Raw genomic sequence first — 14926 nt, 5'->3', positions numbered from 1 at the left:
TGTCGGGCTTCTCCGTCCGGGCTTCTCCGCCGGGAAGTCCATGTCGCACCGAGTACCGCCGAGGGGCGAGGGGAAACCCACGTGCCGCCGCCGGTTCCTGTCGTCCGTCCCGGTGCCCGGTCGCCGATCTTGGCGGGCGACCCGATGATGGATTGAGGCCCGCCGGGCGGGGGACCCGGTGATCAGCCGAAGGGGACGGCTGTCCACGGAAACCGGTCAATGGCCGATGCGAGCAGGAGGAATCAGTGGCCGCGCAACCCCACGACCAGCACGACGACGCGGGGAGCGGCGCCCGGAACGGGCGGCCGCAGAACCCCAGGGAGAAGCACCCGCAACCGGACTTCCCCGCACAGGAACAGGAGCACCCCGGCTGGACCGGTCCGATGGACCCGCCGCCGGACCACGGCGAGGACTCCTACCGCGGCAGCGGCCTGCTGACGGACCGCAAGGCGCTGCTGACCGGCGGCGACTCCGGTATCGGCCGCGCGGTGGCGCTGGCCTTCGCGCGCGAGGGCGCCGATGTGCTCTTCACCCATCTGCCCGAGGAGGTCGACGAGGCCCGCGAGACCTCCCGGCTCATCGAGGAGGCGGGCCGGAAGGCCGTCGCGGTCTCCTGCGACATCCGCGAGGAGTCCGAGTGCCGGCGGCTCGTGGAGCGGGCCGTCGCGGAGTTCGGCCGGATCGACATCCTGGTGAACAACGCGGCGTACCAGATGGCCCAGCCGGACGGCATCCGGGCCATCAGCACCGAGCAGTTCGACCGGGTGCTGCGCACCAACCTGTACGGCATGTTCTGGCTGTGCAAGATGTCGCTGCCGCACATGCCCAAGGGCGGCTCGATCATCAACACCACGTCCGTACAGGGCTACAAACCCAGCCCGCACCTGCTGGACTACGCGACGACCAAGGGCGCCATCGTCACCTTCACGCAGGGGCTCGCCCAGATGCTCGCCCCCGACGGCATCCGCGTGAACGCCGTCGCGCCGGGGCCGGTCTGGACGCCGCTGATCCCGGCGACGCTCCCGGACACCGTGGAGTTCGGCAAGCAGGCACCGCTGGGCCGCCCCGCGCAGCCCGCGGAGATGGCACCCGCGTATGTCTTCCTCGCCTCCGAGCACGCCACGTTCATCACCGCCGAGATCGTGAACGCGACCGGCGGCACTCCGCTGCCCTGATGGGCATGGGGTGGTGGCGCTGGCTCAGGTGGGAGGCCGCTGCCGTACTGCGCGCGGCGCGCAGCGCGGTGACCGGCCCGGGGCCCGAGCGGGACGCGGCGGTGCAGTCGCTGAAGGCGGCGGCCGCCGCGGCGCTCGCCTGGGCCGCGACGGCGTCGTGGGGCGCGCCGCTGGCGCTGATGGCCCCATGGACGGCGGTCGTCCTGGTGGAGAGCACGGTGTACCGGTCGGTGCGGTCCGGGCTGCAGCAGTTGGTGGTGGTCGCCGCCGGCACGGTGATCGCGGCGGGCGCGGCAATGTTGACCGGCAACAAGATGGGCGCGATGGTGCTCGCCCTGCCCATCACCGTCCTGCTCGGAAATTACGCGCGCTTCGGGCGGCAGGGCATGTACGCGTCCACGACGGCGCTGTTCGTGCTCGCGTACGGCTCGTACTCGCTGTACGACATCGGGCACCGGCTGCTGGAGTCGGTCATCGGCGCCGCCATCGGGATCACGGTGAACGCCCTGGTCTTCCCGCCGGTGCACGCCCGCAGCGTGCGGCACATGCTCTACACACTGCCGCGGGACAGCGCCGATCTGCTGCACACCATCGCCGAAGGGCTGCGGGAGGCGGGCGACGAGGGGTACACGCAAGAGGACGCCGAGAGCTGGCAGGACCGGGCCCGGCGGCTCGCCAACGCCGTCACCGACCTGCACACCGCGCGCGGCTGGGACCAGGAGAGCTACCGCCTCAACCCCGGTTACCGGATGCGCCGCCGCGGCCGCGCCGCGCCGCCCGCGGACTGGGACGAGACCTGGGACGGCATCAGCGAGCACCTCAAGACGCTCACCCGGACGCTCCGCGAGGCGGCCCCCGACGAGCACGACCTGGCCCCGCCGCCGTCCGGCGCGCTCGGCCTGGCCGCCGATGTGCTGGACGCGGCGGGGAACGTCTGTGAACACGACCTGCATCTGCTCGACGAGGGACCGGAGGAGGAGCGCGAGGCCCGGCGGGCCGCGGACCTGGACCGCGCATGGGAGGCGCACGGCCGGCTCAAGGACTCGCTGTCGCAGTTGGACGGGGAATCCTCCGCCTCGCTCGGCGGCCTGGTCGCGGACATGCAGCGGCTGCTGTACGCGCTCGGACCGCAACTCCCGCTGCGGTCCAGGGCGGCGTGAGGAGGGCGTCCTGACGCAACGTCAGGACGCCTTCTTCTTCTGGCCCGCCGCCTTCTTCTGCCCGGTCGCCTTCTTCTTGGCGCCCTTCTCGTCGTCCTTCTTCTTGCCCTTCGCCCGGTCCACGCTCGCCTGCAGGGCCTCGCGCAGGTCGATGACATTGGTGGCCTTCGGCGCGGGCTCGGCCTTCTCCACCGTCTCGCCGGTGCGCTTGGCCTCCACGAGCCGCTGCACCTTCTCCTGGTACGTGTCGTGGTACTCGTCCGGGTCCCACTCGACGGACAGCGCGTCGATCAGCTGGACCGCGGTGTCCAGCTCCTTCTTGTCCGGCTTGGTGCGCCCCGGCAGCGTCGGCAGTTCCTTGTGCGGGTCGCGGACCTCGTCGGCCCAGTGCAGGGTGTGCAGGGCCAGGATGTCGTCCTCGGCCTTCACGGCGACGAGGTACTCGCGGTTGCGCATCACGAACGTGGCGATGCCGGCCTTGTTCGCCTTCGCCAGCGCCTCCCGCAGCAGGCCGTAGACCTTGGCGTACTCCTTGCCCTTGGGCGCGAGGTAGTACGTCTTGTCGAAGAAGATCGGCGCGACCGCGTCCAGGTCGACGAAGCCGGTGATCTCCAGGGACTTGGACCGGCCCGGCGCGATCTCGTCCAGCTCCTCCGGCTCGACGAGCACGTACTCGTCCCCGGCGTCATAACCCTTGACGATGTCGTCGAACGCGACTTCCTTGCCGGTGCGTTCGTTGACCCGCTTGTTGCGCACCCGGTCGGAAGTGCCGCGCTGGAGCTGGTGGAAGTGGACCGTGTGGCTCTCCGTCGCGGTCACCAGCTGTACCGGCAGGGAGACCAGCCCGAACGAGAGCGCACCGGCCCAGACTGCGTGTGCCACGTACCGCCACCTCCTCGCCTCCCATCGCACCCCGTACCGGCGGGGTCCGCATCCCGGTGTGCGCCGTACGGAGCACAGCGGGGGAGGGCGGAGGTTTGAGGTTGCGGGAGTGTGGCACTCGGGGGCTCTGGCCGAGCGGCCGGTCATGGGAGAGATGGGAAGGCGCCGGGCCGGAGGGGAGAATCCGGCCCGGCGCATCCATGCCGGGGGGAAGGGCGGCCGCGCCGGGCCGCCCCGCGTGCGGTCAGGTACGGCGCTCCTCGACACCGAGGCCGAGCGCCCGGGCGATGTCCTGCACATTGGCGAACTGCTGCCCGCCCGGGAGGTTCTCGGCGCGCGCCAGGACGCGGTCCGGCGCGTTGTTGTCCCGCAGGGAGTCCAGCACGGCGGCCCGGTCGGCGGGGTAGATGCTGGGGTCGAGGTGGCGGGCCAGGTCGGAGCGGATCTCCACGTCCTCGGCGGACATCCCCGGGGGAGTGCCGCCCTCAAGGGGCGTGCCTTCGGCCGAGCGGCGCACCTGGGGCTGGTCCTCGCCCGCCGGCTCGGGCTCGTGCTCCTCCTCCACCCGGATGCCACGATTGGCCCGCAGCTCGCCCTCCAGGCGCTTCTTCACCTCGTCGTCCTGCAGCGGGCTGTCCGGCCCGCTCCCCTTCTCGGCCATGTCTTCCTCCAGAGGTCGGTCGATGCTGATGGGCTGCGTGCCGCCGGGCAGTCCGGGGCGCGCGTACGGCGGCGCGCGGGACCTGCCGCGGCGCCTCCGGAGTGCCCGTCGCCGCGGTACCGGAAACCCGATATGTCCCGCTTCGGCCCAACGGCGCAGCGGCCCGGGACAGCGATCCGGCCCGGCAGCCCCGCGGCCGCTCAGGCCGTCTTCGGCGTGCTCGACAGCGGCGGCGTGTGCGCGCCGCTCGCGTGCTGCAGGCCGCTCAGCAGCGCGCCCACCGCCTCGGCGGCGGTGCTCTCCGGCCGCCAGCCCAGCTCCTCGCGCGCCCGGCCGCAGTCCATCAGCGGCAGCCCCAGCACCGCGTCGAACAGATGCGGCGAGGCGCGTACCAGCCGCAGCCGCCAGCCGGTACCGAGCGCGGCGCGCGCAGCCGCAGCGGGCATCCGTACCGTACGGGCCTTCAGCAGCCGCGCCAGGAACGGCATGTCCACCGGCGGCTCGGCCGCGAGGTTGAACGCACCGCGCGCGTCACCGAGTACGGCCAGCCGGTAGGCGCGGGCCGCGTCCTCGGTGTGCAGCACCTGGAAGCGCAGGCCCGGGACGTCCGGCAGGAACGGCAGCAGCCCGGGCCGGGCCAGCTTGCCGACCGGCGCGGGCGTCGCGGGACCGCCGAAGATCCGGCGCTGCTCGGACGCCGCCTCCTCCTTGAAGAGGAACGCCGGACGCATCCGCACCACCCGCATGTCGGGGTGCTCGCGCTCGTAGCCGTCCAGTACCCGTTCCAGGTACGCCTTCTCGCGGCAGTACGCGGCGTCCGGCCAGCCGTGCGTGGGCCAGGACTCGTCCACCTTGTGGTCCTTGGGGCCAGGGGAGTAGGCCCCGACCGAGGAGGCGTGGACCAGCGCCGGCACCCCGGCCCGGGCCGTCGCCTCGAAGACCCGCAGGGAGCCGAGGACGTTGGTGCGCCAGGTCTGCGGCGGATGGTGGGTGGGCTGGAAGGCCCAGGCGAGGTGTACGACGGCCGCCGCACCCGCGAAGTCCGCCGCGAGATCGCACTCCTCGTCCGCGATGTCGGCCGCGGTCCAGGTGGTCTTGGGCGGCGCGTCGTGCGGTGTGCGGCGCGCGATGCAGTGGACCACGTCGATCTGCGGGTCCTCGCTCAGTATGCGGACCACGCTGGTGCCGACGTTGCCGGTGGCGCCGGTCACCACGACCCGTCGCTCGGGGGCACTGCTCATGAGCTGCTTCCTCTCCTGCCGCGGGCGCGCCGCGCCGACGCGTGGACGGTGCCCGTCCCGGGTGCCCTCGCCCGCGTGCCGCTACACGTCGGATTCGACGTCCAGCTGCTCCAGCGGGTGCAGCGCGGGGCCGTTCAGCACCGTGCCCTCCGTGGAGAACCGCGACCCGTGGCAGGGGCACTCCCACGCCGTCTCCGCCGGGTTGAAGGCGACCAGGCAACCCAAATGGGTGCAGCGCGCCGAGACCGCCTGTACCGTGCCGTCCTCGTCCCGGTACACGGCGCAGCGCCGGGCGCCGATCCGTACCACCGCGCCGGTCCCCGGCGGAATGTCGGCGACGGAGTCGACATGCGTGGTGCGCAGCCGGTCGCCGATGAAGTGCTGGGCGACCTTCGCCTGGTGGCTGAGGAACGCGGGCGCCTCACGGACCGGACCCCACAGCCGCCGCGGGTCGTACAGGTTGGTCCACGGCGGCGGATCGCCGCTGATCAGCCCGGCGATCAGGCGCCCGGCCAGCGCGCCGCCGCTGAGCCCCCAGCCGCCGAAGCCGGTGGCGACGTAGGTGTGCCGGGCGCCGGGGTGGAACGGCCCGATCAGCGGCACCGTGTCGGTGGAATCGTTGTCCTGGGCCGCCCACCGGTACGCGACGTCCGTACCGGGGAAGTGCCGCTCGGTCCACTCGGCCAGCCGCTGGAACCGCGCGACGGCGTCACCGGTACCGGGCGGGAACTGCTCCCCGGTGACGACGAGCAGCCGCCGGTCCTCACCGTACGGTGCCGTGCGCACCGAGCGTTTGCCCTCCTCCTCGGTGATGTACATGCCCTGCACATCGCGGTCCGCCTCGATCGGCGCCGCGACCACCAGCTCCCGGCGGGGCGAGAGCCGGGTGAAGAGCAGCGCCCGGTCGAACACCGGATAGTGCGTGGCCACGACCACCTCGCGGGAGGTGACCGTCGCGCCGGTCTCGGTCGTCACCCGGCACGGCGCGCCCTCGTGCAGCCCCGTGGCGCGGGTGCGTTCGTACACCTCGCCACCCTGCTCCCGCAGGTCCTCGGCGAGCGCGAGGAGGTACTTGCGGGGGTGGAAGAGCAGCTGGTCGTCGACGCGCACCGCGCCGGCCACGTCGAACGGCAGCCCGGTCTCGGTGACGTAGGAGGCCGGCAGCCCCGCCTCCCGCGCCGCGTCGGCCTCCGCGCGCAGCTGCTTGGTGCTGTCCGGGTCGCGGACGTAGGTGTACGCGGGGAAGCGTTCCAGCTCGCAGTCGATGCCCAGCTCCTGCGCGACCTCGGCGACGCGCTCCACGGCGCCCTGCTGGGAGACCGCGTACTGCAGGGCCGCACCGCCGCCGCGGGTGCGCCGCAGCTTGTCGTAGACCAGTGTGTGCAGCGCGGTGAGCTTGGCGGTGGTGTAGCCCGTGACGCCGGCGGCGATCCGGTCCGCTTCGAGGACGACGACGCGGCGCCCCGTACGGGACAGCTCCCACGCCGTGCTGATCCCCGCCATGCCACCCCCGATCACGGTGACATCGGCCTCGGTGTCCTCGGTCAGCGGGGCGTACGACGTGGTGTGCGCGCTGGCCATCCAGTACGACTCGTCGATGCCGGGAAGGTCTGAAGTGTGGGACATGCGGGGACGGGTGCCCCTGCCGGCCCTGACCGAAGCCTGCCGTTCCGGTGATGCGCCCGTACGGAGGGACCGTGGCCGCCGGGCGGCGGTGCGGTCCCGGGCCCTGCCCGGTGTTGCGGGTTCGGCCGGGAGCCGGACCATGGGAGGGGGGCTACCGGGGTGAGGAGGCAGCACATGGGCGGCGACCTGCTCGCGGCGGTGCGGACCTCGGGGCGCTACCGGACCGTCGCCGAAGCCGAGCGAGCGGTCCAGCACGTACTGGCGGCCTTCGCGGGCCAGCTCACCGGCGAGGAACGGCGCGCGTTCCTCAAGTCGGTGCCGCCCGGGCTCATCGCCGGGCGGATAAGGGACGAGCGGCGCCGCACCGCGTGCGAGTTCGTGGACAGCGTGGCGGCCCGCACGGAGGGCGCCACGCACGCCACCGCGCGCTGGGACGCCAGCACCGTCCTCACCGCCATCGGCGGTCACCTGGGCGAGGAGCTGCTGCAGCGAGTACTGGCGCAGCTGCCCAAGGGATACGCGCTGTTGTTCGGCCGCGCCGATCTCACCCCCACCGCCTGATCTGTTTTTTCCGCCTTTCGGGACGTTTGGCCGTGCCGTCGCATGGCACTCGTGCGCCGGGCCATGGGCTCCATGGGGATGGGAAAAGCGCCGGGCCGGGACCGTCGTACCGGCCCGGCGCGCACCCCTGTACGGCATCGCTGTACGGCACCCCCGTACGGCACTCCTGTACAGATAAGAGAGCCATTCGGCCCAATCCTGCCCGATCGGTCGAGTTGCGGCGTTACGGGACTGAGGTAACGGGAACTCGTCCGATGGCGCCCGGAGGGTCCGGCCGCGCCGCTTCCGCGAAAGGTGGCAGCACTCATGGGTCACGGCGGCGACGTCATCGAAGAACTGACCACCGACCACCGCGAGGTGACCGAGCTCTTCCAGCAGATCGAGAGCAGCACGCCGGGCTCGGACGAGCGCAAGCGCCTCGCCGACCACCTGACGATCGAGCTGGTCCGGCACTCGGTGGCCGAGGAACAGCACCTGTACCCCGCGGTGCGCAAGCACCTGCCCGAGGGCAACGCGCTCGCCGACAAGGAGATCGCCGACCACGGCCGGGTGGAGGAGCTGCTGAAGAACCTGGAGAAGACCGACGCCGAGCACCCCGACTTCAACCATCTCGTCGTCAAGCTGCGCACCGAGGTCACCGAGCACGTCAGGGACGAGGAGGGCCGGCTCTTCCCGCAACTGAAGGACGCCTGCCCGCAGCAGGAGCTGGACGCGCTCGGCGAGAAGATCCGCAGCGCGAAGAAGTCGGCGCCCACCCGCCCGCACCCCAAGTCCCCGACCACGCCGCCCGCGAACAAGCTGCTGGCACCCGGCGCGGGACTGGTCGACCGGGCCCGCGACTTCGTCACCGGGCGCGGCAAGAAGTAACCACCCATCAGGTACGACCCATCAGGTACGACCCACCAGGTACGGCCTGGCAAGTACGTCAACGAGGAGAGACCAGTACACATGCCTACCGCACGCGACATCATGTCCCCCGGCACGGAGTGCATCGGCGCCGAGGACAACGTCATCGAGGCGGCCCGGCGGATCACCTCGCTCGGTGTCGGAGCACTGCCGATCTGCGGCACGGACAACAAGCTCAAGGGCATGCTGACCGACCGCGACATCGTCGTGAAGGTGCTCGGGGCCGGCAAGGACCCGGAGAAGACCACGGCGGGCGAGCTCGCGCAGGGCGAGGCGGTCACCATCGGCGCCGACGACGGCGCCGAGGAGATCTTCGCGACCATGGCGCACCACAAGGTCCGCAGGCTGCCCGTCATCGACGGCCACGACCTCGTCGGCATGGTCGCGCTGGCGGACGTCGCCCGCGCGCTGCCCGACCCGCAGGCCGGGGACCTTCTCGAAGCGCTCTCGACAGACTGAAGCGCCGGTCCGCCGGTCCCTGGTACGCCCGCCCGTACGGCCGGGCGTACCGGTGTCACCGGTGGGCGTATGCACGTACGGGCGCCGGCACCGCAGCCGCGGCGGCGGACGGACGAGGAAGGTGACCATGGCACCGAACGAGCAAGCGGCGCTCACCGATCGCAAGCACGCGGCGGCGGGCGGGGTTGCGGACCTGGACGTGGCCGCCCTGGAACGGGCGCTGCGCGAACGGGTCGACGGGGAGGTGCGCTTCGACGCGGGCAGCCGCGGCGCGTACGCCACGGACGGCTCGAACTACCGGCAGGTGCCCATCGGCGTGGTCGCGCCCCGGAACGTACGGGCGGGTGCCGACGCGGTCGCCGTGTGCGCGGAGTTCGGCGCTCCGGTGCTCTCCCGCGGCGGCGGCACGAGCCTGGGCGGCCAGTGCACCAACACCGCGGTCGTCATCGACTGGACGAAGTACTGCCACCGCCTGGTCTCGATCGACCCGGAGCGCCGCACCTGCGTCGTCGAGCCCGGCATCGTGCTGGACGACCTCAACAGCCAACTGGCAAAGCACCAGCTGAAGTTCGGGCCAAAACCGTCCACGCACAGCCACTGCGCGCTCGGCGGCATGATCGGCAACAACTCCTGCGGCGCCTCCGCGCAGGCGTACGGCAAGACCGCGGACAACGTACGCCGCATGGAGGTGCTCACCTACGACGGCACCCGGATGTGGGTCGGCGCCACCTCCGACACGGAGTACGAGGAGGCCGTGGCCGGCGGCGGACGCAAGGGCGAGCTGTACCAGGGCCTGCGCCGCATCGCCGACCGCTACATGGGCGACATCCGGCGGGGCTACCCGCGCATCCCGCGCCGCGTCTCCGGCTACAACCTCGACGCGCTGCTCCCGGAGAACGAGTTCCACCTCGCCCGCCTCCTCATCGGCAGCGAAGGCACCCTGGTCACCGTGTTGCACGCGGAGCTGGACCTGGTACCGGTACCGCCCTACGAGGCCATGGTGGTCCTCGGGTACGACGACATCTGTGCCGCGGCCGACGACGTGCCGCGGCTGCTCCAGCACTGCCGGCCCAGCCAGCTGGAGGCGATCGACGGGCGGATGGCCCAGCTGATGCGCGAGGAAGGCGCGTTCCTGGACTCCCTCGAACGCTTCCCCGAAGGCGAGAGCTGGCTGCTGCTGCAGTTCAGCGGCGACAGCCGGGAGGACGTCGACGGGCAGGCGTGCGACCTGCTGCGCGCCATCGGGCGCGGCGAGGACGACCCGGACGTGGCGTTCTCCGACGACCCCGCGCGCGAGCAGAAGATGCTCAAGGCGCGCGAGGCCGGGCTCGGGGTGACCGCGCGCCCGCCGGACGACCGGGAGACCTGGGAGGGCTGGGAGGACTCCGCCGTACCGCCCGACCGGATCGGCGACTACCTGCGCGATCTCAAGCAGCTCTTCCAGGAGTTCGACTACGACCACCCGTCCCTCTACGGGCACTTCGGGCAGGGCTGCGTGCACACCCGCATTCCCTTCGACCTCAAGACCGCCGAGGGCGTCGCCGCCTTCCGGGCGTTCGTGCACCGCGCGGCCGACCTCGTTGCCTCCTACGGGGGGTCGCTCTCCGGTGAGCACGGGGACGGGCAGGCCCGTGGCGAGCTGCTGCCGAAGATGTTCGGTGAGCGGCTGGCCACCGCGTTCGGCGAGGTCAAGGCGGTGTTCGACCCGGACGACCGGATGAACCCCGGCAAGGTCGTCGCGCCGTACCGCGTCGACGAGAACCTCCGGCTCGGCCCGCACTGGCGCCCCGAGAGCCACGACACCCACTTCGGCTACCCCGAGGACGACCACTCCTTCACCCGGGCCGTCATGCGCTGCGTCGGCATCGGCAACTGCCGCACCCACTCCGGCGGCGTGATGTGCCCCTCGTACCGGGCGACCAACGAGGAGGAGCACTCCACCCGGGGCCGCGCCCGGCTTCTCTTCGAAATGCTCGGCGGACACGCCGACTCGCCCGTCACCGACGGCTGGCGCTCCACCGAGGTCAAGGACGCCCTGGACCTCTGCCTGGCCTGCAAGGGCTGCAAGTCCGACTGCCCGGTGGGCGTCGACATGGCCACCTACAAGGCCGAGTTCCTCGCCCACCACTACGAAGGCCGACTGCGACCCGCCGCGCACTACTCGCTGGGCTGGCTGCCGCTGTGGGCCCGGCTCTCCCGGGCGGCCCCGCGGCTGGTCAACGCCGCGCTGAGCGCACCGGGCATCGGACGGCTCGGGAAGCTCGCGGCCGGAGTGGCCGGGGAGCGCGCCGCGCCGGTCTTCGCCGAGGAGTCGTTCGTCCAGTGGTGGCGGGCGCGCGGCACCCCGGAGCCCGACCCCGCCGACCCGCGCACCGTCGTCCTGTGGCCGGACACCTTCAGTACGTACTTCCATCCGAGCATCGCCAAGTCGGCGGTGCGCGTACTGGAGGACGCGGGCTTCCGCGTCGCCGTGCCCACCCAGGCCGTGTGCTGCGGCCTGACCTGGATCTCCACCGGGCAGCTGCGCACCGCCAAGCGCGTCCTCGGGCGCACCCTGGAGGCGTTGCGGCCCTGGCTGGAAGCCGGTACACCGGTCATCGGCCTGGAACCGTCCTGCACGGCCGTCTTCCGCGCCGACGCGCCCGAACTGCTGCCGGAGAACGAGGACGTCCAGCGGCTCGCCGGGCAGTTCCGCACCTTCGCCGAGCAACTGCTCAACCACGCGCCGGACGACTGGCGGCCGCCCCGGCTGGCCCGCACCGCCACCGTGCAGACCCACTGCCACCAGCACGCCGTCCTCAAGGACGACGCCGACCGGGAGCTGATGCGCCGGGCCGGCATCGAGGCCGAAGTACTGGACGAGGGGTGCTGCGGGCTGGCCGGCAACTTCGGCTTCGAACGCGGCCACCACGACCTGTCGATGAAGGTCGGCGAGCTCGGCGTGCTGCCCGCCGTACGGGACGCCGCGCCCAGCGCCCTGGTCCTCGCGGACGGGTTCAGCTGCCGTACCCAGATCGAGCAGGGCGGTACGGGGCGGCGCGCGCTGCACCTCGCCGAGGCCCTCGCGCTCGGCCTCGAAGGGCCGTTGCCGGCCACCGGGCCCGAAGCGCTCGCCGAGCGGCCCGCCGCCCGTACCGGGGACGCCCGGCTGCTCACCGCGGGCGCGCTGGCCGCGCTCGGCGCCGCCGCCGGCGTCTGGGCGGCCCGCCGTTCCGCACCGCACGTCACCCATGCGAAATGAGAGGTAATCCCAGTGTCGATCAAGGTGTCCGACTACGTTCTCCAGCGGCTGCGCGAGTGGGACGTCGACCACGTGTTCAGCTATGCGGGTGACGGCATCAACGGCCTGCTGGCCGCCTGGGGGCGGGCCGACAACAAGCCGGAGTTCATCCAGGCACGGCACGAGGAGATGGCCGCCTTCGAAGCGGTCGGCTACGCCAAGTTCTCCGGCAAGGTCGGCGTCTGCGCCGCGACCTCCGGGCCCGGCGCCATCCACCTCCTCAACGGCCTCTACGACGCCAAGCTCGACCACGTCCCGATGGTCGCGATCGTCGGCCAGACCAACCGCAGCGCCATGGGCGGCTCGTACCAGCAGGAGGTCGACCTCGCGAGCCTGTACAAGGACGTCGCCTCCGACTTCTGCGAGACGGTGACCGTCCCCGAGCAGCTGCCCAACGTCATCGACCGGGCCATGCGCACCGCGATCGCCCGGCGGTCCGTGACCGCGGTCATCATCCCGGCCGACGTGCAGGAGCTGGACTACTCCCCGCCGCAGCACGCGTTCAAGATGGTGCCCTCCAGCATGGGCATGGCCCACTACGCGCCGCTGCCCGCGAAGCCCGCCATCGCCGAGGCCGCGAAGGTCATCAACGAGGGCGAGAAGGTCGCGATCCTCATCGGGCAGGGCGCCCGCGGCGCCCGCGCCGAGGTCGAGGAGCTGGCCGATGTGACCGGCGCCGGCGTCGCCAAGGCGCTGCTCGGCAAGGACGCGCTGCCGGACGACCTGCCGTACGTCACCGGCGCCATCGGCCTGCTCGGCACCCGGCCCTCGTACGAGCTGATGATGGAGTGCGACACCCTCGTGGTGATCGGCTCCAGCTTCCCGTACACCCAGTTCATGCCCGAGCTGGACCAGGCACGCGCCGTCCAGATCGACATCGACGCGCACATGGTCGGTATGCGGTACCCCTTCGAGGTCAACCTCGTCGGCGACGCCAAGGAGACGCTGCGGGCGCTGCTGCCGCAGCTGAAGCGGAAGAAGCACGGCGACTGGCGCAAGAAGATCGAGAAGAACACCAAGCGCTGGTGGGAGGTCATGCAGCGGCGCGCCGCCGTGGACGCGGACCCGATCAACCCCGAGTACGTCGTGCACGCGCTGGACCAACTGTTGCCCAACGATGTGATCCTGGCGGCCGACTCCGGCTCCGCCGCCAACTGGTACGCGCGCCACCTGCGGATGCGCGGCGCCATGCGCGGCTCGCTGTCCGGCACCCTGGCCACCATGGGCCCCGGCGTGCCCTATGTCATCGGCGCCAAGTTCGCGCACCCCGAGCGGCCCGCGCTGGCCATCGTCGGCGACGGCGCGATGCAGATGAACGGCATGGCCGAGCTGATCACCGCGCGCAAGTACTGGCAGCAGTGGTCCGACCCGCGGCTGATCGTCGCCGTCCTGAACAACGAGGACCTCAACCAGGTCACCTGGGAGATGCGCGCGATGTCCGGCGCGCCGCAGTTCGAGCCCTCGCAGCACATCCCGGACGTGCCGTACGCGGACTTCGCGCGCTCCATCGGCCTCGGCGGCGTCCGCGTGGAGAAGCCCGGCGACGTGGAGTCGGCGTGGCGCCAGGCGCTCTCCGCCGACCGCCCGTTCGTCATCGACTTCCGCGTCGACCCGGCCGTGCCGCCGATCCCGCCGCACGCCAGCTTCGACCAGATCGAGGCCGCGGCCACCGCGATCCTCAAGGGCGACAGCGACCGCGCCGACGTGATCAAGCAGGGCTTCAAGGCCAAGGTGCAGGAGATGCTGCCGGGCCACCGCCACCGCGAGGACCGCCCCGGCACCGAGGACGGCAAGAAGTCCTGATGACCGACGAGCAAGAAGGGCACGACGAACCCCCGGTGGAGTCGGTCGGGACGGCGGTGTACACCGTCCCGACCGACGCCCCGGAGGGCGACGGCACCCTCACCTGGAATTCCACGACACTCGTCCTGGTCACCGTGCGGTCCGGCGGTACCACCGGCTTCGGGTACACCTACGGCGCGCCCGCCACCGCACAGGTCGTCAGTGGATTGCTGGGTGACGTGGTGACCGGGCGCTGCGCGCTGGACGTACCGGGTGCCAACGAGGCGATGAGCCGGGCCGTCCGCAACGCCGGGCGGCCCGGCCTCGTCGCCGGGGCGATCTCCGCCGTCGACCTCGCGCTGTGGGACCTCAAGGCGCGGCTGCTGGACCTGCCGCTGGTACGGCTGCTCGGCGCGTGCCGGGCGGCGGTGCCGGTGTACGGGAGCGGCGGCTTCACCACGTACGACGCGGGGCAGCAGGAGCGCCAGCTGCGGCACTGGGCCGAGGAACAGGGCATCCCGCGCGTCAAGATCAAGATCGGTGAGTCGTGGGGCAGCGCTCCCTGGCGGGACGCCGAGCGCGTCACCGCGGCCCGCCGCGCCATCGGCGACACCACCGACCTCTACGTCGACGCCAACGGCGGCTACTCCCGCAAACAGGCCGTCCGCGTCGCGGCCCACCTCGCGGACCAGGGCGTCACCTGGTTCGAGGAACCGGTCTCCTCCGACGACCTCACCGGGCTCGCGCACGTCCGCGCCGCCGTCACCCCCGACGTCACCGCAGGCGAATACGGCTACACCCTCCCGTACTTCGGGCACATGCTGCGCGCCGACGCGGTGGACTGCCTGCAGGCCGACGCCACCCGCTGCGGCGGCCTCACCGTCTGGCTGCGCGCCGCCGCGCTCGCCGAGGCCCACGGGCTGGAGCTGTCCGGGCACTGCGCGCCGCACGTGCACGCGCACGCGGCCGCCGCCGTGCCCAACCTGCGCCACCTGGAGTGGTTCCACGACCACGTCCGCATCGAGAACCTGCTCTTCGACGGCGCCCTCGACCCGGCCGGCGGCAGCATCCGGCCCGGCGCCGACGGCACGCCCGGCCACGGCCTGACGCTCCGCGCCGACCTCGCCGAGCAGTACCGCACCGGCTGACCCGCACCTGGTACGGAGCCCACCGCACAACCGGTACGGAGCACC

Annotated in this window: 12 protein-coding genes; 8 read left to right on the top strand and 4 right to left on the bottom strand. The window is 72.2% G+C overall.

The window, feature by feature from the left end; genetic code table 11:
• Positions 1 to 245: 245 nt before the first annotated feature.
• Positions 246 to 1175, top strand: a complete 930-nt coding sequence (locus AB0I82_RS01800) for an SDR family oxidoreductase (protein WP_363255042.1) — start codon at positions 246 to 248, stop codon at positions 1173 to 1175.
• Positions 1175 to 2335 (top strand): aromatic acid exporter family protein, encoded by a 1161-nt coding sequence (locus AB0I82_RS01795; protein ID WP_363255041.1) that lies wholly within the window; start codon positions 1175 to 1177, stop codon positions 2333 to 2335. The genes AB0I82_RS01800 and AB0I82_RS01795 overlap by 1 nt, the downstream gene beginning before the upstream one ends.
• Positions 2336 to 2356: 21 nt before the next feature.
• Here the strand turns inward: AB0I82_RS01795 and AB0I82_RS01790 are convergent, their stop codons facing one another.
• From AB0I82_RS01790 to AB0I82_RS01775, 4 genes are all read right to left on the bottom strand, one after another.
• The gene (locus tag AB0I82_RS01790; protein ID WP_363255040.1) at positions 2357 to 3217 is read right to left on the bottom strand and encodes a Ku protein; all 861 of its coding nucleotides are present in this window, start codon (positions 3215 to 3217) and stop codon (positions 2357 to 2359) included.
• Positions 3218 to 3461: 244 nt separating this feature from the next.
• Positions 3462 to 3878, bottom strand: coding sequence for a DUF2795 domain-containing protein (locus AB0I82_RS01785; RefSeq protein ID WP_363255038.1), 417 nt, complete (start codon positions 3876 to 3878; stop codon positions 3462 to 3464).
• A gap of 200 nt (positions 3879 to 4078) precedes the next feature.
• Entirely contained in the window at positions 4079 to 5119 is a 1041-nt protein-coding gene (locus AB0I82_RS01780) for an NAD-dependent epimerase/dehydratase family protein (protein WP_363255037.1), read from the bottom strand.
• A gap of 81 nt (positions 5120 to 5200) precedes the next feature.
• On the bottom strand, positions 5201 to 6745 hold the full coding sequence (locus tag AB0I82_RS01775; RefSeq protein ID WP_363255036.1) for an FAD-dependent oxidoreductase: 1545 nt from the start codon (positions 6743 to 6745) through the stop codon (positions 5201 to 5203).
• Positions 6746 to 6919: 174 nt separating this feature from the next.
• On the opposite strand from AB0I82_RS01775, the gene AB0I82_RS01770 reads away from it, so the two are divergent.
• From AB0I82_RS01770 to AB0I82_RS01745, 6 genes are all read left to right on the top strand, one after another.
• Complete coding sequence (locus tag AB0I82_RS01770; protein WP_363255035.1) at positions 6920 to 7306, top strand: DUF2267 domain-containing protein; 387 nt, start codon at positions 6920 to 6922, stop codon at positions 7304 to 7306.
• A gap of 306 nt (positions 7307 to 7612) precedes the next feature.
• A complete protein-coding gene (locus AB0I82_RS01765; protein ID WP_363255034.1) occupies positions 7613 to 8173 on the top strand; it encodes a hemerythrin domain-containing protein in 561 nt (186 codons plus the stop codon).
• Between the two features lie 81 nt (positions 8174 to 8254).
• Positions 8255 to 8671: a CBS domain-containing protein gene (locus AB0I82_RS01760; protein ID WP_363255033.1), complete on the top strand. Its 417-nt coding sequence runs from the start codon at positions 8255 to 8257 to the stop codon at positions 8669 to 8671.
• Positions 8672 to 8798: 127 nt separating this feature from the next.
• Positions 8799 to 11912, top strand: coding sequence for an FAD-linked oxidase C-terminal domain-containing protein (locus AB0I82_RS01755; protein ID WP_363255032.1), 3114 nt, complete (start codon positions 8799 to 8801; stop codon positions 11910 to 11912).
• 18 nt (positions 11913 to 11930) lie between these two features.
• A complete protein-coding gene (locus tag AB0I82_RS01750; protein WP_363256038.1) occupies positions 11931 to 13754 on the top strand; it encodes a thiamine pyrophosphate-requiring protein in 1824 nt (607 codons plus the stop codon).
• Positions 13754 to 14881, top strand: a complete 1128-nt coding sequence (locus tag AB0I82_RS01745) for an enolase C-terminal domain-like protein (protein ID WP_363255031.1) — start codon at positions 13754 to 13756, stop codon at positions 14879 to 14881. Before AB0I82_RS01750 ends, AB0I82_RS01745 begins: the two co-directional genes overlap by 1 nt.
• Positions 14882 to 14926: the final 45 nt, after the last annotated feature.

Origin of the sequence: Streptomyces sp. NPDC050315, from assembly GCF_040655775.1 — a bacterium.
In the GTDB taxonomy this organism is placed as follows: domain Bacteria; phylum Actinomycetota; class Actinomycetes; order Streptomycetales; family Streptomycetaceae; genus Streptomyces.
The sequence above is the reverse complement of the archived record's forward strand: the minus strand, read 5'-3'. Positions and strand labels throughout refer to the sequence as shown.